21 protein-coding genes are annotated in these 21,827 nt (G+C 66.2%); 9 read left to right on the forward strand and 12 right to left on the reverse strand.

Annotated elements, in window-relative coordinates:
* Window positions 1–62 precede the first annotated feature (62 nt).
* Window positions 63–1,136: a PA0069 family radical SAM protein gene (locus RMO95_RS06870; RefSeq protein WP_310449863.1), complete on the forward strand. Its 1,074-nt coding sequence runs from the start codon at window positions 63–65 to the stop codon at window positions 1,134–1,136.
* A 41-nt stretch (window positions 1,137–1,177) separates the two neighbouring features.
* A complete protein-coding gene (gene tsaD / locus RMO95_RS06875) occupies window positions 1,178–2,191 on the forward strand; it encodes a tRNA (adenosine(37)-N6)-threonylcarbamoyltransferase complex transferase subunit TsaD (RefSeq protein ID WP_310449864.1) in 1,014 nt (337 codons plus the stop codon).
* Window positions 2,192–2,207: 16 nt separating this feature from the next.
* Here the strand turns inward: tsaD and RMO95_RS06880 are convergent, their stop codons facing one another.
* A complete protein-coding gene (locus RMO95_RS06880; protein WP_310449865.1) occupies window positions 2,208–3,107 on the reverse strand; it encodes a cyclic nucleotide-binding domain-containing protein in 900 nt (299 codons plus the stop codon).
* A 159-nt stretch (window positions 3,108–3,266) separates the two neighbouring features.
* Between RMO95_RS06880 and RMO95_RS06885 the strand changes: the two genes are divergently transcribed.
* Window positions 3,267–3,674 (forward strand): bacteriohemerythrin, encoded by a 408-nt coding sequence (locus RMO95_RS06885; protein WP_310449866.1) that lies wholly within the window; start codon window positions 3,267–3,269, stop codon window positions 3,672–3,674.
* Between the two features lie 15 nt (window positions 3,675–3,689).
* Here RMO95_RS06885 and plsY read toward each other — a convergent pair whose 3' ends face one another.
* Complete coding sequence (plsY, locus tag RMO95_RS06890) at window positions 3,690–4,280, reverse strand: glycerol-3-phosphate 1-O-acyltransferase PlsY (RefSeq protein WP_310449867.1); 591 nt, start codon at window positions 4,278–4,280, stop codon at window positions 3,690–3,692.
* A gap of 43 nt (window positions 4,281–4,323) precedes the next feature.
* Between plsY and RMO95_RS06895 the strand changes: the two genes are divergently transcribed.
* Entirely contained in the window at window positions 4,324–4,683 is a 360-nt protein-coding gene (locus RMO95_RS06895; protein ID WP_310449868.1) for a dihydroneopterin aldolase, read from the forward strand.
* Between the two features lie 3 nt (window positions 4,684–4,686).
* Here the strand turns inward: RMO95_RS06895 and ybaK are convergent, their stop codons facing one another.
* The gene (ybaK, locus tag RMO95_RS06900) at window positions 4,687–5,187 is read right to left on the reverse strand and encodes a Cys-tRNA(Pro) deacylase (protein ID WP_310449869.1); all 501 of its coding nucleotides are present in this window, start codon (window positions 5,185–5,187) and stop codon (window positions 4,687–4,689) included.
* A gap of 108 nt (window positions 5,188–5,295) precedes the next feature.
* Here ybaK and RMO95_RS06905 point away from each other — a divergent pair, with 108 nt between their 5' ends.
* A complete protein-coding gene (locus RMO95_RS06905; protein ID WP_310449870.1) occupies window positions 5,296–6,060 on the forward strand; it encodes a DUF1223 domain-containing protein in 765 nt (254 codons plus the stop codon).
* A gap of 6 nt (window positions 6,061–6,066) precedes the next feature.
* Here RMO95_RS06905 and xerD read toward each other — a convergent pair whose 3' ends face one another.
* The 7 genes from xerD to RMO95_RS06940 all read right to left on the reverse strand — a co-directional run bounded on the left by xerD (window position 6,067) and on the right by RMO95_RS06940 (window position 13,429).
* On the reverse strand, window positions 6,067–6,972 hold the full coding sequence (gene xerD / locus RMO95_RS06910) for a site-specific tyrosine recombinase XerD (protein WP_310449871.1): 906 nt from the start codon (window positions 6,970–6,972) through the stop codon (window positions 6,067–6,069).
* Between the two features lie 62 nt (window positions 6,973–7,034).
* Entirely contained in the window at window positions 7,035–7,529 is a 495-nt protein-coding gene (locus RMO95_RS06915) for a methylated-DNA--[protein]-cysteine S-methyltransferase (RefSeq protein WP_310449872.1), read from the reverse strand.
* 71 nt (window positions 7,530–7,600) lie between these two features.
* Window positions 7,601–8,623 carry a M48 family metallopeptidase gene (locus RMO95_RS06920; RefSeq protein WP_310449873.1) on the reverse strand — a complete coding sequence of 341 codons (1,023 nt, stop codon included), beginning with the start codon at window positions 8,621–8,623 and terminating at the stop codon, window positions 7,601–7,603.
* The gene (locus RMO95_RS06925) at window positions 8,624–9,880 is read right to left on the reverse strand and encodes a DUF898 family protein (RefSeq protein ID WP_310449874.1); all 1,257 of its coding nucleotides are present in this window, start codon (window positions 9,878–9,880) and stop codon (window positions 8,624–8,626) included.
* Window positions 9,881–10,018: 138 nt separating this feature from the next.
* Entirely contained in the window at window positions 10,019–10,387 is a 369-nt protein-coding gene (locus RMO95_RS06930) for a DUF1850 domain-containing protein (RefSeq protein ID WP_310449875.1), read from the reverse strand.
* Window positions 10,384–12,468 (reverse strand): TRAP transporter permease, encoded by a 2,085-nt coding sequence (locus tag RMO95_RS06935; RefSeq protein WP_310449876.1) that lies wholly within the window; start codon window positions 12,466–12,468, stop codon window positions 10,384–10,386. The genes RMO95_RS06930 and RMO95_RS06935 overlap by 4 nt, the downstream gene beginning before the upstream one ends.
* Window positions 12,469–12,481: 13 nt before the next feature.
* Entirely contained in the window at window positions 12,482–13,429 is a 948-nt protein-coding gene (locus RMO95_RS06940) for a TAXI family TRAP transporter solute-binding subunit (RefSeq protein ID WP_310449877.1), read from the reverse strand.
* A gap of 145 nt (window positions 13,430–13,574) precedes the next feature.
* Between RMO95_RS06940 and RMO95_RS06945 the strand changes: the two genes are divergently transcribed.
* From RMO95_RS06945 to RMO95_RS06955, 3 genes are all read left to right on the forward strand, one after another.
* Window positions 13,575–15,776 carry an SLC26A/SulP transporter family protein gene (locus RMO95_RS06945; protein WP_310449878.1) on the forward strand — a complete coding sequence of 734 codons (2,202 nt, stop codon included), beginning with the start codon at window positions 13,575–13,577 and terminating at the stop codon, window positions 15,774–15,776.
* Window positions 15,777–15,948: 172 nt separating this feature from the next.
* Window positions 15,949–16,752 (forward strand): DUF2927 domain-containing protein, encoded by an 804-nt coding sequence (locus RMO95_RS06950; RefSeq protein WP_310449879.1) that lies wholly within the window; start codon window positions 15,949–15,951, stop codon window positions 16,750–16,752.
* A gap of 221 nt (window positions 16,753–16,973) precedes the next feature.
* Entirely contained in the window at window positions 16,974–18,389 is a 1,416-nt protein-coding gene (locus tag RMO95_RS06955) for a PAS domain-containing protein (RefSeq protein WP_310449880.1), read from the forward strand.
* A gap of 60 nt (window positions 18,390–18,449) precedes the next feature.
* Here RMO95_RS06955 and RMO95_RS06960 read toward each other — a convergent pair whose 3' ends face one another.
* Together RMO95_RS06960 and RMO95_RS06965 are read right to left on the reverse strand one after the other, a co-directional pair.
* Entirely contained in the window at window positions 18,450–19,679 is a 1,230-nt protein-coding gene (locus tag RMO95_RS06960) for a CaiB/BaiF CoA-transferase family protein (RefSeq protein ID WP_310449881.1), read from the reverse strand.
* An 11-nt stretch (window positions 19,680–19,690) separates the two neighbouring features.
* Window positions 19,691–20,263, reverse strand: a complete 573-nt coding sequence (locus tag RMO95_RS06965) for a chalcone isomerase family protein (RefSeq protein ID WP_310449882.1) — start codon at window positions 20,261–20,263, stop codon at window positions 19,691–19,693.
* A 91-nt stretch (window positions 20,264–20,354) separates the two neighbouring features.
* Here RMO95_RS06965 and RMO95_RS06970 point away from each other — a divergent pair, with 91 nt between their 5' ends.
* A complete protein-coding gene (locus tag RMO95_RS06970; RefSeq protein WP_310449883.1) occupies window positions 20,355–21,788 on the forward strand; it encodes a DUF4139 domain-containing protein in 1,434 nt (477 codons plus the stop codon).
* The last annotated feature ends 39 nt before the right edge of the window (window positions 21,789–21,827 follow it).

A 21,827-nucleotide genomic window follows, 5' to 3' on the forward strand; every position in this document is an offset into this window, starting at 1 on the left:
AGCAAAAAAGCAAGGAAAACCGCTTAGTGGAGCTAAGTGGATACCCCATATATAATCTCAGTATGAAAGCCAGCCCTCCCCGCAAAGGCCGCGGTGCGGTGATCTCGCCCGATGGCCGCTTCGACGCCTGGCAGCGCGAGGCGGCGGCGGACGGCTGGTGGAACGAGGAAGACGAAGCCCCGGCCACCGAGTTGATCGTCGATACGGCGAAGTCGGTGATCACTTACAACGACTCGCCCGACATTCCCTACGACCGTTCGATCAATCCTTATCGCGGCTGCGAGCATGGTTGCGCCTACTGTTTCGCGCGGCCTTCGCATGCCTATCTGGGCCTCTCGCCGGGGCTGGATTTCGAGACCAAGCTTGCCTACAAGGCCGATGCCGCGCAAACCCTGCGCCGCGAGTTGGCCAAGCCCGGCTACGTCTGCCGGCCGGTCGCGCTGGGCATCAACACCGACGCTTGGCAGCCGGTGGAACGCCGCCTGCGGGTGACGCGTGGCATCCTCGAAGTGCTGGCGGCAACGCGCCATCCGCTGACCATCGTCACCAAGTCGGCGCTGATCCTGCGCGACCTCGATCTGCTGGCGGAAATGGCGCACGGCGATCTGGTGCATGCCGCGGTTTCGATCACCACGTTGGACGGCGACCTGGCGCGGGCGATGGAGCCGCGGGCGCCATCTCCCCAGCGCCGACTCTCCGTCATTGCGGCGCTGGCCGAGGCCAGGATTCCGACTGCGGTGATGGTCGCGCCGCTGATCCCTGCCTTGAGCGACCACGAGCTGGAGAACATCCTCGCGGCGGCGCGCGAGGCCGGCGCGACTTCCGCCGGCTACATCCTGCTGCGCCTGCCGCATGAAGTGAAGCCGCTGTTCCGCGCCTGGCTGGAGAGCCACCGGCCGGGCCGCGCCGAGCACGTGTATAGCCTGATGCGCCAGCTGCATGGCGGCCGCGAATACGACAGCACCTTCGGCACGCGCCAGCGCGGCAGCGGGCCGCTGGCCGAGATCATCGCCCAGCGCTTCCGGATTGCCGTGCGCCGGCTGGGGTTGGATACGCTCCATGTCCGGCTCGACGTCACGGCCTTCCGTCCGCCACCACTGCCGCCGCGCGCAACGCCGCAGCTGTCGCTGTTCTGAAGCGGCCGGGACGCGCACGCCCTGCCGGTAGAATGCCGCCGATGAAAGTCCTCGGCATCGAATCCTCCTGCGACGAAACCGGCGTCGCGCTCTACGACACCGAGCGCGGCCTGCTCGGCCATGCCGTGCATACCCAGGTGGCGATGCACGAGGCTTATGGCGGCGTGGTACCGGAGCTGGCCTCGCGCGACCACGTGCGGCGCCTGATCCCGCTGCTGGAGAGCGTGCTGGCCGAAGCCGCCTGCACGCGCCGCGACATCGACGCGATCGCCTACACGGCGGGGCCGGGGCTGGCCGGCGCGCTGCTGGTCGGCGCCAGTTTCGCCGAGGCGCTGGCCATGGCCCTGGCTGTGCCGGTGCTGCCGGTGCATCACCTGGAAGGCCATCTGCTCTCGCCGCTCCTGGCCGACGACGCGCCGAGCTTCCCCTTCATCGCCCTGCTGGTCTCCGGCGGGCACACGCAGCTGATGCGCGTGGCGCGTGTCGGCGACTACCGGCTGCTCGGCGAATCGCTCGACGACGCCGCGGGCGAGGCCTTCGACAAGACCGCCAAGCTGCTCGGGCTGGGTTATCCCGGCGGCCCGGCGCTGGCGAAGCTTGCCGAGTCGGGCAAGCCCGGGCGCTACAAGCTGCCGCGGCCGATGCTGAACAGCGGCGATCTGTCCTTCAGCTTTTCCGGGCTGAAGACGGCGGTGCTGACCGCGGCGCGGGCGCAGGCGTTGAGCGAGGCCGACCGCGCGGATCTCGCCGCGGAATTTCAGGAAGCGGTGACCGAAGTGCTGGCGGCCAAGGCCGTCGCGGCGTGTCGCCAGCACCAACTTTCGGCGCTGGTGGTGGCCGGCGGCGTCGGCGCCAACCGGCGCCTGCGCCAGCGGCTCGACGAAGCCATGGCGAAGATCGGCGGCCGGGTGTTCTATCCGGCGCTGGAGCTATGCACCGACAACGGCGCGATGATCGCCTTCGCCGGCAGCCAGCGTCTGCTGCAGGGCGAGGCGCCGAATCGCGGCGGCGCCTTCGCGGTGCGCCCGCGCTGGCCGCTCGACCAGATTTCCTGAACGTTTGCCGCGGCTTTCAGGCGCCGAGCAGTTTCCCGATGTGCAGCACGCGCGCGCTCATTGAGCGCATCAGCGCGATGCCGAAGGCCGGCCGCGACTTGACCATGGCGAGGAATTCATTGCGCCCGATCAGCAGCCAGGCGCTGTCGCTTTCCGCCGTCGCGGTGGCCGAGCGGCCGGTGCGATCGACCAGCGCCATTTCGCCGAAGGCGCCGCCCGGCCCGACATGCTCGATCACCGTGCCGTCGACCGAAATCGCAATGCGACCTTCGGTCACGACGAACATGCAGGCGCCCACGGCGCCCTTGGTGACCACGGTCTGACCGGCGGCGGCCGAGGTGGGCGTCGGGTCGCCCAGCGCATGCTGCAATTCGGCCAGCATTTTCCTGTCCAGCGTGTTCCTGTGTTCCAGCACCTCGGTGGCGGTCTTTTTTGCCGCCGCCAGTCGCGCCAGGCCGCGGCGCAGGCGCTGGGCCATCACGCTCATCAGCATCAGCGCGAAATCGGGCATCTGCTGCAGCGAGCCGAGGAATTGCTTTTCGTCGAGCGACAACACCCGGCAGCTCTTCCTGGCGGTTGCCGTCGCGCTGCGCGGGATGTCGGCGATGGCCGCCATTTCGCCGAAAATCTCGCCGGGCAGCACCAGTTCCAGCGGCTTGCCCTTCAGCGTCAGGGTCACGTCGCCGTCGAGCAGCAGGTAGATGCGGGCCCCCTTGGAGAAAAACCCGGAGGCCTTTTCGTTTTCGACAAATATCTGCTGGCCGGCCGGAAACTGTTCCAGGGTTCCGGCGAGGCGGAAAAACGCCAGGGCCAGTTTCGGGTCGTAGAGGGACGCCGCCTCGCCCTTGGCCCCGGGGTCGGCCGCCGGCGTGCGCACCGGGGCGCTGGGTTTGGCTGAAAAGTCCAGATCATCCATGGCGGGTTTCCTGCATCGAATGGCTGCGCGCGGGCTTGTCGCAAGCGGTGATTATAAGGGGCGCAGTGACGGGCGATTATCTTGACGACGCATGGTCCGGATCAGGCACAAATCACGGCTACAATGATCCGGGTGCTGCGAACGAGCCTGGAGCCGCCAATGAGCTGGACCGATAGCCTGCTTACCGGAATTGACGAAATCGACGAGCAGCATCAGGTGCTTTTCGATGTCCTGGCGCGTCTCGAACTGGCGGTTTCCTCGGAAGACAAATGGTCGGCCGTGCATTTCGCGATCGTCGAGCTGACCAATTTCATGAACATACATTTCGCCGTCGAAGAGGCGCTGCTGCGCCTGCACGGCTACCCCGACCTGGACGCCCACATCGCCGCGCATCGGGCCTTCTCTGTCGACCTGGCGAAAATCAAGCAGCATTCGATCCGCCAGGACGTCAGCGATGAACTGATGGTCCTGGTCAAGACCTGGCTGGTCGAGCACATCGGCGTGGTGGACAAGGCCTACGTGCCGCATCTGCGCACGGCGGCGGTGGTGAAATCCGGCGGCAACTGAGTTGCCGGCCCGGCGCTACTTGCGGCCGCCGATGCGGCCTTCGGTGCCGGCGAGCAGCTTCTTGATGTTGCTGCGGTGACGATAGATCAGCACCGCGCACATCAGCGCGACGGTCACGGTGCTCTCGATCCCGCCCAGCAGCCACCCGGTGAGAACCGGTGCGGCCGCGGCGGCCACCAGCGCCGCCAGCGAGGAATAGCGCGTGACGGCGGCAACCGCCAGCCAGATGCCGGCCGTGATGCCGGCCAGCACGCCGGAAAAACCCAGCAGCACGCCGAGCGCCGTCGCCACGCCCTTGCCGCCCTTGAAGCCGAGGGTGAAGGGAAACACATGGCCGAGGAAGGCGGCGAGACCTGCCGCCGCAATCGCCGCCCCGTCAGCGCCAACTCTTGCCGCGATGAACATCGCGAGCCAGCCCTTGGCCGCGTCGCCGAGCAGGGTCAACAAGGCGGCGAGCTTGTTGCCGCTGCGCAGCACATTGGTGGCGCCGGGATTACCCGAGCCGAAACTGCGCGGATCGGCCAGGCGAAAGGCGCGCGAGACGATCACGGCAAAAGGTACGGAGCCGAGCAGATAGCCGAAGGCGGCAGAAACGAGCAGGTTCATTGCGGATTCCCTAGAATGGCTTGAATTCTAATCTGGAGCTGTGATGGACTTCATTTTCATCGACGACATGCGGGTCGATGCGCACGTCGGGATTTTCGAGCGCGAGAAGGCGGCGCCGCAGTCGCTGGAAATCAGCCTGACCTTCGGCGTGCCCGACGAGGCGGCGCAGGACGACGATATCGACAAGACCATCCGCTACGACGCGGTGATCGATCGCATCCGCGCCGAACTGGCGACGCGCCACTTCAACCTGCTGGAGACGCTCGGCGAATACGTGATCGGCCTGTTGTTGAACGAGTTCGGCGCGCCCTGGGTCAAGATCAGCATCGCCAAGATGGGCATCATGAAAGGCGTGCGCCGCGTCGGCGTGCAGATCGAGCGATCCCGTGCGGATCGCGCCTAAAGACTAGGCCAGGCCGCACTCCACGATCTTCGGCTGCAGCACCCGCAGGATGTCGTGCGGATGGACGCCGACCAGGTAGCCGCGGCGGCCGCCGTTGATGTAGATCAGCGGCAGGTCGAGGATGGTTTTTTCCATATGCACCGGCAGCGGTTTCCTGGTGCCGAAGGGCGAACAGCCGCCGACCATGTAGCCGGTATGGCGCAGGGCGTCCTCGGGCTTGCAGGGGCTGATCTTCTTGACCCCGATCTGGCGCGCCAGCTCCTTGGTCGACACCTTGCGGTCGCCGTGCATCAGCACGATCAGCGGCTTGGCATTTTCGTCTTCCATGACCAGTGTCTTGACCACGGCGTGCTCGGCGACATTCAGCTCGCGAGCCGATACCTGGGTGCCGCCATGCTCCTCGTACTCGTAGAGGTGGTTGGAATGGGCGACCCCGTGCTTGTGCAGGAACTTGGTCGCCGGGGTCTCGGGGCCCGAATTCGGGTAGCTGGCGTCTGATCTCATGCGACAAATTGTACGCTCCCCGCGAAAGTCGCCGCCGCGCGTAAGGAATCCGCGGCGCGCGCGACCAATAGCTATCTCATGCCTGTCTCGCGCTTACGGGAGCCCACCATGAATCGAGGACGACTTTTCTCGCCGCTGCTGGCCTGGCTGTGCACTGCGCTGCTTGCGCCCGCGGCCTTCGCCGCCTGCGCGGCGCACAGCGGCGAGCAGCGCGCGGTGCTGCTCGAGCTCTACACCTCGGAAGGCTGCGACAGTTGCCCGCCGGCCGACCGGCGCCTGTCGCAGTTCAGGGACCGCGCCGAGTACGCCGGGCGACTGGTGCCGCTGGCCTTCCATGTCGACTACTGGGATCGTCTCGGCTGGACGGATCGTTTCGCCAGTCCGCGCTACACCGAGCGCCAGCAGACGATGGCCGGCCTGGCGCGCTCGCGCCTGGTGTACACGCCGCAGTTCCTTCGCAACGGCCGCGACTGGCGCAGCGGCGCCAGCCCGCTCGACGGCGTCGGCGACGCCCGTCCGGGGGCGCGCATCGCGCTGCAGTTGGGCGCCACGGGCGCGGCGGGCCTTGCCGTCGGCGGCGAGATCGTCATGGCACGGCCGGGACTCGATGCCTGGCTGGCGGTTTACGAAAACAATCTCGAATCCGAAGTCCGCGCCGGCGAGAATTCCGGCAAGACGCTGCGCCACGACTACGTCGTGCGGCGCCTGCTTGGACCGCTGGCGGCGGGCGCCGACGGGCGCCTGACGCTGCGTCAGGAAATCGTGCTGGAGCCCGGCTGGAAGCGCGCCGATCTCGGGGTGGCGGCCTTCGTCCAGGACAAGGCGACGGGCGAGGTGGTGCAGGCGCTGCAGCGCCATGCCTGTCCCGGTTGAAACAGATCAGCCGCGCGGATGATGCACGCGATGCAATTGCTTCAGCCGCTCGCGTGCGACGTGGGTGTACACCTGGGTCGTCGAGATGTCGGCGTGGCCGAGCAGCAACTGCACCACGCGCAGGTCGGCGCCGTGGTTCAGCAGATGCGTGGCGAAGGCGTGGCGCAGCACATGCGGCGAGATGCGCTGCTGCGGAATGCCGACCTTCAGGGCGTATTTCTTGACCAGGGTCCAGAACATCTGCCGCGTCATGGCGCCGCCGCGCGTGGTGACGAAGACGGCGTCGGAGACATGCTGTTTGAGCAGTTCGCCGCGCGCGCCGGCGATGTAGCGCTGCAGCCATTCGGCGGCGATCTGCCCCAGCGGCACCAGCCGTTCCTTCGAGCCCTTGCCCATCACGCGCACCACGTTGTCGTTGAGGCTGACCTCGAACAGGCGCACGCCGACCAGTTCGGACACGCGCAGGCCGGTGGCATAGAGCAGCTCGAACATGGCGCGGTCGCGCAGACCGAGCGAGGTCGCCACGTCGGGCGCGTCGAGCAGGTCTTCCACCTGCTTCTCGGAAAGTGTCTTGGGAAAGCGCTGGATCGGCCGCGGCTTGTCGATGTTGAGCAGCGGATCGGTGCGCAGCCGGCCCTGGTCCAGCAGCCAGCGGTAGCAACGGCGCAGCGTGGCCATCAGCCGCCGCTGGCTGGCCGACTTGATGCCGCCGGGGCGGGCATGCAGATGCGCGAGATAGGCGTTGATCGCCGTCTCGCCAGCGCCAACTATTGAATTGCCGGTGCCGGCCAGCCAGCCGGAAAACAGCGTGAGATCGGTGCGGTAGGCCGCCAGCGTGTTCTTCGACAGCCCGTCGGCGAGCCACAAGGCGTCCACGAATTCGTCGATCAGCGCGGCATCAGCGTCCTTCATGCCTTGCCGCCGGGCCGCCCCAAGGCAAGGCAATCGTGCTCACGGAGCGCAGCGAACACCGGTCACCCCCTTTCGCGGAAAGGGGGCCGGGGGGATTGTCGTTCGTGGTCCAGCAGCCATCGCTTGATATCGAGCAGGAAGCCGCCGCGCTGCCGCGCGAAACCGCCGAGGCCCTGGTTCGCCGCGACCACGCGATGGCAGGGCACCACGATCGGATAGGGGTTGGCGCCGCAGGCGTTGCCCACCGCACGCGGGCCGCTGCGGATGGCCGCGGCGACTTCACCGTAGCTCATGGTGCGGCCCGGCGGAATCGCGGTGATCTGGTCCCAGACGCGGCGCTGGAAATGCGTGCCGGCGGGCGCCAGCGGCAGGCCGAATTCGAATGACGGGTCTTTCAGCCAGGCGCGCAACTGGCGCACGGCTTCCTGCGCCAGCGGGGTCTGCGGCGCGAGTTCGGCGCGTGCTTCGAGGTAGTCGATGCCCGTGATTTCGTCCTGGTCGCAGCAGATGCCGACAGCGAATCCCGGTGCGGACAAGATTGCGGAATAGGGCTTCATGGCGGCACTCCCGATGTCGATCAACGCATTATTGTCGATCCCCGACAAGCGATCTGCAAGTACAGCCGGCGTTAGCGTTTCATCGCCCGCAGCGCGCTGACCCGGCCGGCGGTGTCGGGATGGCTGCTGAGCAGGTCGCCGACGCCGAACAGCCCGCCGCGATCGGCGGCGCGGCTTTTGGCATGCGCTGCGTCGAGCCGCAGCAGCATGTCGATCAGGGGGTCGAGCGAAGCCGGCGTCGACAGCAGCAGGCGGCCGGCATAGGCATCCGCTTCGAGTTCGAACTCGCGTGAATAGCGGGATTCGAGCAGGAGCGTGGTGAGGCCGGCGACGACGGTGGATATGTCGCCGAGATAGACGCCGACCACGAAGGAGACCACGGCGCTCTGCAGCAACTGGCGCATGCCGTGGTGGTGGCGCAGGTGGCCCAGCTCGTGCGCCACCACGGCGACCACATCTTCGTCGCGTCTGGCCAGGGCCAGCAGCTCGTCGAGCACCACCACGTCGCCGCCGGGCAGGGCAAAGGCATTGGCACCCAGCGTGGGGCTGGCGCGGAACAGCAGGCGATGCGGCGGCAGGCTGTCGCCGGCACCACCCAGCGCCGCCACCCTGGCGGCGATCTCCTGCTGGCGTTGCGGGCTGGTTTTGCTCGGCGCCAGCAGCCTGGCGTCGAGTCCCTTGAGCACGGCATCCGAAATCGATTGCGTCACCGCCTGCGGAATCGCCGGCGCCAGCAGCCCGGCAATCCAGGGCAGGGCGTAGGCATAGATCGCGGCGACGATCAGCACGGCGCCCGCCAGGGCGGCCAGGGCCCAATGCCAGTGCCGTTCGGCGCTGGCTACCGCGCCGACCCCGAAGCCGGCGCCAGCGAGCTCGGCGGCCCAGGCCGCGCTGTCGCGGATTTCGCAAATGGCGCCATCGGCGAAGCGGATCGTGCTCGGGGTCCGGTCGGTGCCGGTGCAGATCTCGACGGCATCCAGCGCGGCGCTGCGGCGGCCGAATTCACCCTCGACCACCACCGCGCCATCGCGCAAGCCAAGATTGGCGGGGTGGCGCCGCGAACTGCGGCCGTCGAAATAATCCGCTGCGATCATCTACAGGGCGATGTCGATGTCCATCAACTCGGATACTTCGTCGCCTATCGCGGCGGCATTGGCGCTTTCCCCGGCGACAAAACTGTCGAGCGGTTCCGCACTCAGCAGGCTCATGCAGCTTGCCCGGTAGCGCGCGAGGCGGACTTGCGCCCAAGGCCAGTAAAGCCCGAGCGTGAGCAGCAGCAGCACCAGATTGCCGGCGAGCAGACCGAAGTAGGCGAGGACCGCCAGCGTGCTGGAAAAACCCATCCGTTCCAGAGTGACATGGTTCCACACCAGGTTGGTGGTCCGCACGCGAATATACGGCAGCAGAAACAGCATCAGGGCCATCGTGCCGACACCGAAGGCCAGCGGCAGCAACAACTGCGAGGCGCCGCCTGCCGCCGCCAGGAATCCGATGGCAAACATGCCGATCAGCGCGAGCCCGAGCGGCTTGAGGAAAATGCCGTAGAACTGCCTGCCGCTGGCCGTGCAGTGAAATTGCGCGCTGCCGTAACGCAGATTGTTGAGCACAAATGTCCGTTGCTGGCGGTAGAACAGCGGAAACAGCAGCCCGAAGCTTATCGCCGCGAGCAATCCATAGCCGACAAATGCCGTCAGCGCCTGCCGGTAGCTGCCGTGAAATGAAAAGCGCAGGCCGCGGTAGCTGGTGTTGTGGGCGCGGAAGCGAAACGCCCGCACAATCAGCCACGGCGCCACGGGAAGCAGCACCAGAACGGCAAGGCCGTAGGCCAGCGGGCCGGCATTCTGCGCCGCCGTCAGCGCGATCAGCAGCAGGACGGCAATGGCGCGGCCCTTGAGGATGGCGATCGGATTGCCGTGGTAGCTGAAGGCGGAATTGTCGAGCACCAGATTGCGGTGAAAAAATATCTCGCGACGCACCTTGGCCCATGCCGAATAGATGCCGAGGGTAATCAGCGAAAGAAACAGATTGACGATCCAGATGCGGAAATACTCGCCGCCGCTGCCGGTAAAGGCGAAGGGATGGGACTTGCGCTCCCCTGCATCGGCCGCGACCGCCGGCGACAGTGGGGTCGGTGGGGACAGCGCGGCATCGTGGGCCTGCCGCGACGCGGGATTGCCGAGTGTCTGGTAGGCAGCACGCAGGGCGTCGAGGCGCTCGGGCGACGGCGGATTCGGGCCGTTCAGGCTCGCACGCAGTTCGCTCAGGCAGCGCTGGTAGGCGGCAGCAATGGCCTCCGGTGTGGCATCGCGAACCACGCCCAGCGTTTCGTAGCAGCTCGTTGCATTCATCATCGTCCCTGATGTTGTTGGCGCTGCCCGACTGCCCGACTGCACCTTGTACGCCGGCAGCAATGCCGTATGGAATAAATGTCAGGCAGATTAGCGGCTACTCATTCCAATGGCAAGTCGGCGCGAAGGGACTCGCGTCGTTCAGCAGGGCCTGATCTCGATCAGGGCATGATCTCCGAGTCCCGGCAGGTGATCCGCCAACGGCCGGCAAACGGTCGGCGTGCACAGCGTGTAGCCGGCGGTGTAGGGCGAATGGGTCAGGCGCAGCACGGCCTGCGGCGGCAAAGCGGGGCGGTAATGCCAGATCCCGTTGCGCAGCAAGGCACCGGCCGGCGGTTCCATGCCGGCGCCGCTGCCGCGGATGCGCGCTTCGGTGATGACCAGTGTGCTGCCTTCGATGCGCCAGTCTTCCTCCCAGCGGATCTTCTCGATCGAGTGCATCCAGCTCAGCGTGAAACTCTCGATCGCGAGCGAGGCCGCGACTGCGCCCGCCGCGAGGCAGAGGCTCATGCCGAAACGAGTCTCCGGCTGCGGACCAGGTGCCAGATCACGAAGGCCGCGCTCATGCCGAAGCCGATTTCGTCGGTCAGCGGAATCGCCGCGACCAGCAGGAAGGCGGCCGTCGCGGCGAAGGCGCGTTCGCCCATGTTGAGCGGGCTTTGCAGGAAGCCGATCGCCGCCGCGCCCCACAGCATGATCGACACCACCGCCTTGAACACGATGTAGGCGACGGCAGCCACGGTCCAGTCGCCCTGCAGCATCAGTGCCGGCGTGTACACCGCCATGTAGGGAATGACGAAGCCGGCGATGGCGATCTGCACCGCCTTGAAGCCGATCTTCATCGCCGACTCCTTGGCGATCGAGGCGGCGGCGAAGGCGGCCAGCGCCACCGGCGGCGTCAGGTCGGCCATGATGCCGAAGTAGAAGACGAACATGTGGCTGACGATCAGCGGCACGCCGAGCTTGAGCAGCGCCGGCGCGGCGATCGAGCTGGTGATGATGTAGTTGGGGATGGTCGGAATACCCATGCCCAGCACCAGGCAGACCAGCATCGTCAATACCAGCGAGAGGAACAGGCTCTTCTCGCCGACGCTGAGGATGAAGCCGGCGAAGGAGGACGCTGCGCCGGTCAGCGTCAGCACGCCGATGATGACGCCGACGATGGCGCAGGCGACACCCACGGGCAGCGCCTGCTGGGCACCTTCGACCAGGCTCATCTTCAGCAGGTGCAGGGTCTTCATGCCGCCCTTGAGGGCGAAGGTCTGCGCCACCAGCGCGGCGATCAGCGCCAGCAGCGGATAGATGCCCCAGGTCTCCATGTTCTTGACGAAGACCGCGGCGGCAAGTCCCAGCGCAAACCAGAACACATAGCGGAAGGCGATACTGGAGACGCGCGCGGCGATCGCGGCGCCGAGGATCAGCACGGCGGTGAGCACCAGTCCGATCATGCCGGCGAACATCGGCGTGAAGCCGTTGAACAGGGTCCACACCAGTACCACCAGCGGCAGCAGCAGGTACCAGTTGTCGCGCATCGCACGCCAGGGGTTGGGACATTGCTCCTTGGGCAGGCCGACCAGGTTCTTGCGCCCGGCTTCCAGATGCACCATCCAGAACGCCGTCACGTAGTAGAGGATGGCCGGGATGGCCGCCGCCTGGACGATGTCGGCATAGGGCACGTTGATGTTCTCGGCCATGATGAAGGCCACCGCGCCCATCACCGGCGGCATGATCTGGCCGCCCATCGACGAGGTGGCTTCCACGGCGCCGGCGAAGATGCCCGAGTAGCCGAACTTCTTCATCAGCGGAATCGTGAATTGCCCGGTGGTCAGCACATTGGCCACGCCGGAACCTGAGATGGTGCCCATCAGGCCCGAGGAGATCACCGCGACCTTGGCCGGGCCGCCCTTGCTGTGGCCGACGAAACCCAGCGCCAGCGAGTTGAACAGGTTGATCATGCCGGCATGTTCGAGGAAGGAGCCGAACAGGATGAAAAGGAAGATGTAGGTCGCCGAAACCAGGGTCGGGATGCCGAAGATGCCTTCGGTGCCCAGCGCCAACTGGTTGATGATCTGGTCGAAGCCGTACTCGCGATGACCGAGGTCGCCCGGCAACAGGTGGCCGAACACGCCGTAGAGCAGGAACAGGCCGCAGACGATGGGCAGCGCGAGGCCGAGGATGCGCCGTGAAGCCTCGAAACACATGATGACCAGGGCGGTGCCGACGAACAGGTCGACGTTGCTCGGGTCGCCGGAGCGCTGGATCAGATCGCCTTCGAATACCCAGTGATAGGTCGACAGCGCCAGGGCGCCGAAGGCCAGCACCGTATCGCCAGCACCAACTTTCGAGAGCCGGCCGGCGCTCTTGAAGGCCGGGTAGAGGATGAAGGTGATGCACAGCAGGAAGCCGACGTGCAGGCTGCGGATCACCAGGCTGGACAGCGGATGGAAGGCCGCGACGATCAGCTGGTAGGTCGAAAAGGCCAGGGCCAGTCCGGTGAGAACCGTCAGCCAGCCGCCGCCGAGCCGGCGCTGCACGCCATGCTCGGAGAACTCTTCCTGGCCGTGGTCGGGGGCGGCGCTGCGATCGGTCACGGCGATGTTTCCGTTACTTGATCAGCCCGACTTCCTTGTAGTACCTGGCGGCACCCGCATGCAGCGGCGCCGGCGGCGCCTTGGCGGCATTTTCCCTGGTGATGGCCTTGGCCGCGGCATGCGCGGCCTGCAGTTCGGGCAGATGGTCGAAGATCGCCTTGGTCATCTTGTAGGCGGCATCGGCGGACACGCCCTCGTGGCTGACCAGGAAGTTCTGGATCGTCACCGTCGGCGTCGCCTCGGTCTGGCCGTTGTAGGTGTTGGCCGGCACCGTGCCCGACTGGTAGGCGGCTTCGCCGATCTTGGCGACGACGTCGGCGGGCACCGAGACGATGACGATCTTGACTGCCGTGGCGAGGTCGCGGATCGCGGCGACGCCGAGGCCGGCCGAAATCAGCGTGGCGTCGAGCTGGCGGTTCTTCATCAGTTCCACCGACTCGCCGAAGGGCAGGTACTCGACCTTGGCGAAGTCCTTGTAGCTCAAGCCGGCGCCCTTGAATATCGCGCGGGCATTGAGTTCCGTGCCGGATTTCGGCGCGCCGACGGCGATGCGTTTGCCTTTGAGGTCGGCCAGGGTCTTGATGCCGGAATCGGCATTGGCGACGATCTGGATGTAGTTGGGATAGATCGCGGCGATGGTGCGCAGCTTGTTCAGCGGCGTCTTGAAACCCGCCTCGGGGTCGCCCTTCCATGCATCCGACAGCGAATCGCCGAGCGTGAAGGCGATCTCGCCGCGCCCCGCCTGCAACAGGTTGAGGTTCTCGACACTGGCCTTGGTCACCTGGGCCGAGGTCTTGGCGCCGGGCATGGCCTTGCCGTAGACCTGTGAGAGGGCGACGCCCATCGGGTAATACACGCCCGAGGTGCCGCCGGTGAGGACGGTGACGAATTCCTGGGCGTGGACGCTTGCGGAGAGAGCCAAAGTCGCCGCGGCGACCAGCAGGGTACGCGCTTTATTCATGGGTGATTCCTCCGGGGACGGGTTTGTTGAGAGGTGAAGCTTACAACACTCGGCGATATGAAGAAGACACGGACGGTGCTTCATGACAGAATCGTGTTCGGACGAACAACTTATGCAGCATGGGCGAACTTAAGCAGGATAGTCAATGAAACTGCCAAAGCCGGAGAACCTGACCGGCGATTTTTGGGGCGGCTTTGCCGCCATGCTGGTGGCCTTGCCTTCGGCGATCGCTTTCGGCGTGACCATTTATTCCGTGCTCGGCAGCGCCCATGCCGCGCTCGGTGCGCTGGCCGGCATTCTCGGCGCGACGGCGATCGGCATCGTGGCCTCGTCCTTCGGCGGCACCAGCCGGCTGATTTCGGCGCCTTGCGCACCGGCCGCGGCCGTGGTGTCGGCCTTTGCCATCGAGGCCCTGGCCAGCGGCACGCCGGTCGACACCACGCTGCTGCTGCTGACCCTGCTCGGCCTGCTTGCCGGCCTGATGCAGGTGGGATTCGGCGTCCTGCGCCTGGGCCGGCTGATCAAGTACATGCCCTACACGGTGGTCAGCGGCTATCTTTCCGGGGTCGGCCTGATCATCATCGGCAGCCAGGTGCCGAAGCTGCTCGGCACGCCGAAGGACCTGCACTTCTGGGCGGCGCTGGGCGCCCCCGGACAATGGCGCTGGCAGGGCATCGTGGTCGGCGTCGTCACCATCGTCGTGATGCTCGGGGCGCCGCGCCTGATCAAGGCCGTGCCGGGCGCCGTACTCGGCCTGGTGGCCGGTGTCGCCGCCTATTTCGGCCTGGCCCTGCTCGACCCGGCGCTGTTCAGCCTGAGCGGCAACCGGCTGGTGGTCGGGGCACTCAGCGGCGATGGCGGCGGCAGTTTCTTCGCGGGTCTCGCCGGACGTTGGACGTCGATTTCCGACGTCAGCCTGCAGCAGTTGCAGATGCTGGCGATACCGGCGCTGACCCTGGCCGTGCTGCTGTCGATCGATACGCTGAAAACCTGCGTGGTGCTCGATGCGCTGACGCGCTCGCGCCACGATTCGAACCGCGAGCTGATCGGCCAGGGCCTGGGCAACCTGGCCTCGGGCGCGATCGGCGGCATACCGGGCGCCGGCACCATGGGCGCCACGCTGGTGAATATTTCGGGTGGCGCCGCCAGCCGTTTCTCGGGAGTGGTCGAGGGCGTACTGGCGTTGCTGGCCTTCCTGCTGCTGGCGAACTTGATCTCCTGGGTGCCGGTGGCGGGACTGGCCGGCATCCTGATCGTGATCGGCGTGCGCATGATCGACCGCAACAGCCTCCACTACCTGAAGTCGCGCTCGACCATGCTCGACTTCGCGGTGATCGTCGCGGTGATCGGCACCGCCCTGACGGTGAGCCTGATCGCCGCCTCCGGCGTCGGCATCGTGCTGGCCGTGATGCTGTTCATCCGCGAACAGATCGGCGGTTCCGTGATTCGCCGCAAACTGCTCGGCAACGAGACATTTTCCAAGCGCGTGCGGACCCACGAGGAGATGGATATCCTCACCACGCACGGCACCCGTGCCGCGATCGTCGAACTCCAGGGCAGCCTGTTCTTCGGCACCGCCGATCAGCTCTACCTGTGCCTGGAGCCGGAACTCAAGACACGCGATTTCCTGATCCTCGACATGCGCCGCATCCAGACCGTCGATGTCACGGCGGCCCACCTGCTGGAACAGGTCAAGGACATGCTGGCCGAGCGCCACGGTTTCCTGATATTCAGCCAGATCCCGCCCAACCTGCCGTCGGGGCGCGACCTGCAGCAGTACTTCGACCAGGTCGGACTGCTGCACGCCGACAGTCCGGTGAAGGTATTTCCGTCCCTCGACGACGCGCTGGAATGGGTCGAGGACCGCATCATCCACGACGCGGCGCTGCTGAAGGACGAGGAGATCGCGCTGGAACTGCACGAAGTCGAACTGTTCGCCGGGCGCAAGGAACAGACCCTGGCGGCGCTCGAAGCGTGCATGGAGAAGCGCAGCGTGGCGGAGGGCGAAACCATTTTTTCGCGCGGCGATGCCGGCGACGAGCTGTTCCTGATCCGGCGCGGCGCGGTGCGCATCGTGCTGCCCCTGACCGATCGGCAATCGCATCACCTCGGCACCTTCGGCCGCGGCGCCTTCTTCGGCGAAATGGCCTTCCTCGACGGCGAGGTGCGCTCGGCGAATGCCGTGGCCTTCACCGATACCGAGCTCTACGTGCTGTCGCGCCGCGCCTTCGACAAGTTCGCCGAAGAGCACAAGAAGCTGGGCCTGCGGTTGATGGAAGGCATTGCCAGCGTGCTGGCCAGCCGCCTGCGCTACACCAACGCCGAGCTGCGCGTGCTCGAATCCTGAGCGCATCGCCGCAAGGCGGAATCCTCTGCGTCCAGGAGCGAAACCGTCGTGGCGCAAGGGTTTATGCCAGCGTCTCTACCGGCTTACCGTTAGCGGGATTACTCCGGCCGTAGTATTTCAACGACACGCGATCGGGAGTAAGGTGTAGACATTCAAGCTGCTTTCCCTGGCCATGAAGATCGCTGCCCTCTGGCACCGCATGCTGCTCGTCGTCCTGCTCGGCGGAGCGTCACTTGCAGCTGGCGCCGATGAACCAAGGTGGAATTCTCCGGCGCGTCTGGTGGACAGCTTTGTCGAAGTGGCGCTGCACAGCGCCTACTCGACGCGGCAGAACCCCGTGCGCAAATGGATCGTGCCCTTGCGCTATTTCATTGTCCATGGCGTGGGCGACGAGGAACTGCATCGCCGGCTGATACGCGTGCATTTCCTGCATCTGGCCGAGATCACCGGCCTGGCGATCCAGCCCGCCGGGAGCGAGACGGCGGCCAACTTCCTGATCGTGCTGACCAGCGAAGACAGGCTGGAGTTGGATATGCCGCGCTATTTCGGCAACGGTTCGGCGCACCAGCGCGCGGCCCTGTATCGGGACAGCCTGTGCCTGGCGAGCTTCGCCATCGAGCGCAAAAAGGGTTCGATCGTGCGCGCCGTGGCGATGATACCGGTCGATAGGGCGCGCGGAAACGGCGACCTGGTGTCCTGCGTGGTCGAGGAGCTGACCCATGCCATGGGCTTGCCCAACGATTCGCCGAAGGTCTTTCCGTCGATCTTCAGCCGCAAGTCCACCCAGGCATTTCTCACCGGCCTCGACCATCTGCTGCTGAGCTTGCTCTACGATCCGCGCGTCAAGCCCGGCATGGACGAAAAAACCGTGCGTCCCATTCTGCAGACGATCGCCGCCGAGTACCAGCGCGACAAGCGCTTCGACAGCGCCGAGAAGATTGCCGCCGAAAGCGGACTGGCGGGCCTGGATCGCTAGGGTCTGTTGACCATCATGTGACGGTGGCGTTGAGGCCGGGCGCCTGGTCCGCCGGTGGACTTTCCTCGCCGGCATCGCGCCGCCGGTGGCGGCGCTTGTCCCGCCCCGAAGCCTGGCTGCTTTGCGCCGCAAGCTTGCATTGACACCTGCAATGACGCGGGCGTAGCATCGAAAGCAATGCCAGCAGGAAATTTCGCGGGATCAACCACCAAGGTATCTCCATGCGTGAGGCGCACACCTCGTTCTCGCCTTCAAGTGCCCCCGTCGACGACCATCCGGAACTGATTTTTCACGAGGGTGATTCGACGCTGGGCCACACCATCTGGTTGATTTTCGTCGGGGCGCTGATCTACGGCGGACTGCTGGTGCAAGCCTCGCCGCAGGATTATCGAGGGCGTATCTACGGTGTCGGCGGTCTGATGGTTCTCGCCATCGCCGCGCGATTGACCCTGCGCTACCGCAGCAATGTTGCGGCGGTGCGCCTGCTCGCCGTCGGCGGCTGGATTTTTGCGACCTATGCGACCTTCATCGGCGAAGGCGTGCGAGCGCCTATCCTGATTGCCTATCCGGTCATATTGATTTTCTCCGGATGGATGCTGGGTGTCCGCTATTGCCTGGGGCTGCTCGTCGTCAGCTGCGTCGCCGTGATTTTCATGGGCATGGGCCAGCAGGTCGGCATTCTCGGAAATCTCAGGCCAGCTACCCCGGTCATGATGACGGTCGTGCACCTGTTCGTCCTGGCGATGAGTGCGACATTGACGATCTATCTGCTGGATTTGTTCCGCGAACGCTACCGCGAAGAGTGCCGCTTGAATGACGAGATCAAGCTGCATCTCAAGGCCGTCGAAAAGCGCGAAGGCTACCAGCGCGCACTGCTTGAAAATTTCCCGTTCATGGTCTGGCTGAAGGACGAGCAGGGCCGCTACGTCACTGTGAATCAGGCCTTTGTGAAGGGCTTCGGCTGGCCGTCCGCGGAAGCTGTGGTGGGCAAGACCGACCTCGATATTGCGGCCTCGACCATGGAGGAAACGGCCCGCCCGGAAGACCTGACGGTATTCACCAGCAGCAGCCTCAGCCCGGTCGAGGAGTTGATCGACATCGGCGGGGAGCGCCGCTGGTGCGAGACCTGCAAGTCGCCGGTGCTGGTCGATGGGCGGGTGGTCGGCATGGTCGGCTATGCCCGTGATATCACCGCGCGCAAGGCGGCCGATGCGGCGATTGCCGAATCGCAGAATTTGCTGCGGGCCGTGATCGATACCGCGCCGCTCAGGGTGTTCTGGAAGGACCGCCGCTTGTGCTACCTCGGCTGCAACGCGGCATTTGCCAGGGACGCCGGAATGGCGCACCCGCAGGATGTGATCGGCAGGGACGACTATCAGATGCGCTGGGCGGATCAGGCGGAGGCCTATCGCGCAGCCGACCGCGTGGTCCTGGAGTCGGGCATCGCCAGGCTAAACGTGGAAGAGCGCCAGACCACCGCCGACGGCCAGGAGACATGGCTGCGCGTATCCAGGGTACCGCTGAGGAATGCGCAGAACGAGACGATAGGCGTGCTGGGGATCTACGACGACATCACCGAAGCCAGGCAGGCTGCCGCGGAGCTGGAATGGCATCGGAATCATTCGGACAGCGGCTGAGGCGGGAGCCTCCCCCGACCGCAAGCCGCGTCGCTGCCGACGCCTGGCTGCCGGCAGCTCCTAGACTGCGGCGGCCGCCCGCAGTGCGGCGATCTCATGGTCGCTGCGCCCGAGTTCGCGCAATATCGCCTCGGTATCCTGGCCCAGCAGGGGCGGCGCGCGTCGATAATCGATCGGGGTGGCGGAGAAGTGGATCGGGTTGCCCACCTGCGGCGCAGTGCCGCCCGCGGCATGCGGCATCTCGACCTGCAGGCCGCGATGGCGCACCTGCGGGTCGGCAAACACACCGGCCAGGTCGTTGATCGGGCCGCAGGGCACGGCGGCGTTTTCCAGCAGGGCGATCCAGTCGGCGGTGGTTTTCATCACCGTGGTCCGGCGCAGCAGTGGGATCAGTTCGGCGCGATGCCTGACGCGCTCCGCATTGCTGGCGAAGCGCGGGTCGGCACTCCATTCGGCATGGCCGGCGATGTCGCAGAAGCGCGCGAACTGGCCGTCGTTGCCGATGGCCAGGATCATGTCGCCGTCGGCCGTGGGGAAGTCCTGGTAGGGCACGATGTTGGGATGGCTGTTGCCCATGCGGCGCGGCGCCGTGCCCGAGACCAGGTAGTTCATCGCCTGGTTGGCCAGGCAGGCCACCTGCACGTCGAGCAGCGCAAGGTCGATGTGCTGCCCCTGGCCGGATTTCTCGCGATGCAGCAGGGCGGCGAGGATGGCATTGCCGGCGTACAGCCCCGTCAGGATGTCGGTCAGCGCCACGCCGACCTTCTGCGGTCCGGCGCCTTCCTCGCCCTCGGCGCGTCCGGTGACGCTCATCAGTCCGCCCATGCCCTGGATCAGGAAATCGTAGCCGGCGCGTGCCGCGTAGGGGCCGTCCTGGCCGAAGCCGGTGATCGAGCAGTAGACGAGTTTCGGGTTCAGTGCGGCGAGGCCTGCATAGTCGAGGCCGTAGGCCTTGAGGCCGCCGACCTTGAAATTCTCCAGCACCACGTCGGCCTGCGCGGCCAGCTCGCGCACGATCTGCTGTCCCGCCGGCAGGGTGATGTCGACCGTCAGCGAGCGCTTGTTGCGGTTGGTGCACAGGAAATAGGCCGCGTCGGTGGTCGCCTGGCCCGCGCCGTCGGCCAGCCAGGGCGGCCCCCAGCCGCGCGTGTCGTCGCCGCCTTTGCCATTCGCGTCGGGCTTCTCGATCTTGATCACCTCGGCGCCGAGATCGCCGAGCAGCTGCGAGGCCCAGGGCCCGGCCAGCACACGCGACAGGTCGAGGACCTTGATATGCGACAGCGCGCCCATGGGTGCCGGGTTCAGGGTGTCTTGCCCAGCAGCTTTTCCTTGAGGTCGTCCTGTGCCGGCTGGTCGCCGAGCCAGATCCGCAGCAGCGCGCGATAGAAATCCTCGCCGGCGATGTCGCCGCCCTTCGGCGTGCCGTTGAAGGACAGCCGCGTCCCGCTCTCGGGCAGCCAGTCGAGATTCACCACCGATTTTTCCGGGGCGGTGCCTATCGTCAGCATGGCGCTGCGGAACTGGTCGATCCTCGGCTGCAGGGTCTTCAGCGTCGCTTCGTCGTGGTTCTTCTTCAAGGCGTCGAGCAGGGCGTTGACGAAATCTTCGGCGCTCAGCTCGCGCAGGGTGACGATGGCGATGCGCCTGGCGCCCTTGGCGGCGAGGACCTCCGCCGTGGTCGCTGCCTTCTGCGGCAGGTAGAGGCCGATCGCATAGACCTTGAAGAAGACCCGGCTGCGCAATCCGGCGCCGTTGATCACCGTGTCGCCAGCGCCAACTTTCTGGGTGTCGTCGAATTTCACGCCGGCCACATCGACTGCTGCAAGCGCCGGCAGGGCAAGGGCCAGCAACAGCATGGCAAGGATCTTTTGCATGACGGGATCTCCTCGAATTGGGTGTCGGCCGCCATCATAGCGTCGACCCGAGCATGCTATCGTTGCGTCATCGAGCGGCGGGGAGAATGCCATGCAGCGCAGCGTGTTGGGACTCGGGATCTTTCTGGCGGCGGGCCTGGCGCATGGCGCCGAAGCGCCGCGCGAGGTGAGCTCCGGCGCGGCGGAGCGCGAAGCCGTCGCCGTCACGGTGTACCACGACGATCTGGCGCTGGTGAAAGAGCGCCGCCGGGTCGAGCTGCCGGCCGGGCTGACGCGCCTGTCGCTGCGCGACGTGGCGGCGCAGATGCGCCCCGAGACGGCGCTGCTGCGCGCGGTCAGCGGGCAGCCGTTGGGCCTGGTCGAACAGAACTTCGATTTCGACCTGCTGACGCCGCAGAAGCTGCTGGAAAAATACGTCGGCCGCGAGGTGACGGTGATCCGCCCGCATCCGACCAGCGATGCCGAACGCCGCGAGAAGGCCACGGTGCTGGCCGCCGGCCAGGCGGGTTACCCAACTGCGATATTGCGCTTCGCCGACCGCATCGAGACCGGCGTGCCGGGGCGGCTGGCCTTCGATGCCGTGCCGGCCAACCTGCGCGATCGTCCCACGCTCTCGGTGCTGCTCGAAGCCGCCGGCGGCAAACAGACGGTCGAGCTTTCCTATCTGACCGGCGGCCTGTCGTGGCAAGCCGATTACGTCGCGAACTTGTCCACCGACGGCAAGAGCCTCGACCTCAACGCCTGGGTGACGCTGACCAATCGCAGCGGCGCCGGCTTCGACGATGCGGTGTTGCAACTCGTCGCCGGCACGGTCAATCGCGTGCGGCAGACCGACTCCAGGGTCTATGCCATGGCGGCGCCCGCGGCGGCGCGCGCCAAGGCGCAGGAAGCCACGCAGGAGGCGTTGCTCGATTACCACCTCTACAGCTTCGAGCGGCCGACCCGCATCGCCGACAACCAGACCAAGCAGCTCGCGCTGCTGGCTGCCAGTGCCGTGCCGGTGCGCCGCGAATACCTGCTGGCCGGCAACGACTGGTACTACCGCGACCGCCAGGTACAACAATTCGGCCAGATCGGCCAGAAATTGAAGCCCGCCGTATTCCTGGAATTCGAGAACAAGGGGGCCATCGGCCGCCCCTTGCCGGCCGGCATCGTGCGCGTCTATGCGCGGGACAGCAAGGGTGCGGCGCAGTTCGTCGGCGAGGACCGCATCGGGCACACGGCGAAGAACGAGAAGCTCAAGCTCAGGCTGGGAGAAGCCTTCGACATCACCGCCGAGCGCAGGCAGACCGGTTACCGCAGGATTGCCGACAACGTCAGCGAAACCGCCTGGCGCATCGAATTGCGCAATGCCAAGGACGAGGCGGTGACGGTCAGGGTGCAGGAACCCCTGCCCGGCGACTGGGAGATGCTGCAGCAGAGCCACCCGCACAGCAAGGAATCGGCGCGCGTGGCGGTGTGGAACATTGCAGTGCCGGCCGGCGGCACGACGCTGCTGGAGTACACGGTGCGCGTGAAGTGGTGAGTCGCGCGCCGCGCTTCGCCGCTCCCCGATGCCGACGCG

The sequence above is a fragment of the Sulfuritalea sp. genome, assembly GCF_031426875.1.
In the GTDB taxonomy this organism is placed as follows: domain Bacteria; phylum Pseudomonadota; class Gammaproteobacteria; order Burkholderiales; family Rhodocyclaceae; genus Sulfuritalea.

Coding starts and splice junctions, on each gene's coding strand:
- RMO95_RS06970 (WP_310449883.1), top strand. CDS start 20,355: ATGCAGCGCAGCGTGTTGGGACTCGGGATCTTTCTGGCGGCGGGCCTG.
- RMO95_RS06960 (WP_310449881.1), bottom strand. CDS start 19,679: ATGGGCGCGCTGTCGCATATCAAGGTCCTCGACCTGTCGCGTGTGCTG.
- plsY (WP_310449867.1), bottom strand. CDS start 4,280: ATGAACCTGCTCGTTTCTGCCGCCTTCGGCTATCTGCTCGGCTCCGTA.
- xerD (WP_310449871.1), bottom strand. CDS start 6,972: ATGAAGGACGCTGATGCCGCGCTGATCGACGAATTCGTGGACGCCTTG.
- RMO95_RS06945 (WP_310449878.1), top strand. CDS start 13,575: ATGAAACTGCCAAAGCCGGAGAACCTGACCGGCGATTTTTGGGGCGGC.
- RMO95_RS06905 (WP_310449870.1), top strand. CDS start 5,296: ATGAATCGAGGACGACTTTTCTCGCCGCTGCTGGCCTGGCTGTGCACT.
- RMO95_RS06950 (WP_310449879.1), top strand. CDS start 15,949: ATGAAGATCGCTGCCCTCTGGCACCGCATGCTGCTCGTCGTCCTGCTC.
- RMO95_RS06925 (WP_310449874.1), bottom strand. CDS start 9,880: ATGATGAATGCAACGAGCTGCTACGAAACGCTGGGCGTGGTTCGCGAT.
- RMO95_RS06915 (WP_310449872.1), bottom strand. CDS start 7,529: ATGAAGCCCTATTCCGCAATCTTGTCCGCACCGGGATTCGCTGTCGGC.
- ybaK (WP_310449869.1), bottom strand. CDS start 5,187: ATGAGATCAGACGCCAGCTACCCGAATTCGGGCCCCGAGACCCCGGCG.
- RMO95_RS06955 (WP_310449880.1), top strand. CDS start 16,974: ATGCGTGAGGCGCACACCTCGTTCTCGCCTTCAAGTGCCCCCGTCGAC.
- tsaD (WP_310449864.1), top strand. CDS start 1,178: ATGAAAGTCCTCGGCATCGAATCCTCCTGCGACGAAACCGGCGTCGCG.
- RMO95_RS06895 (WP_310449868.1), top strand. CDS start 4,324: ATGGACTTCATTTTCATCGACGACATGCGGGTCGATGCGCACGTCGGG.
- RMO95_RS06920 (WP_310449873.1), bottom strand. CDS start 8,623: ATGATCGCAGCGGATTATTTCGACGGCCGCAGTTCGCGGCGCCACCCC.
- RMO95_RS06880 (WP_310449865.1), bottom strand. CDS start 3,107: ATGGATGATCTGGACTTTTCAGCCAAACCCAGCGCCCCGGTGCGCACG.
- RMO95_RS06940 (WP_310449877.1), bottom strand. CDS start 13,429: ATGAATAAAGCGCGTACCCTGCTGGTCGCCGCGGCGACTTTGGCTCTC.
- RMO95_RS06885 (WP_310449866.1), top strand. CDS start 3,267: ATGAGCTGGACCGATAGCCTGCTTACCGGAATTGACGAAATCGACGAG.
- RMO95_RS06930 (WP_310449875.1), bottom strand. CDS start 10,387: ATGAGCCTCTGCCTCGCGGCGGGCGCAGTCGCGGCCTCGCTCGCGATC.
- RMO95_RS06965 (WP_310449882.1), bottom strand. CDS start 20,263: ATGCAAAAGATCCTTGCCATGCTGTTGCTGGCCCTTGCCCTGCCGGCG.
- RMO95_RS06870 (WP_310449863.1), top strand. CDS start 63: ATGAAAGCCAGCCCTCCCCGCAAAGGCCGCGGTGCGGTGATCTCGCCC.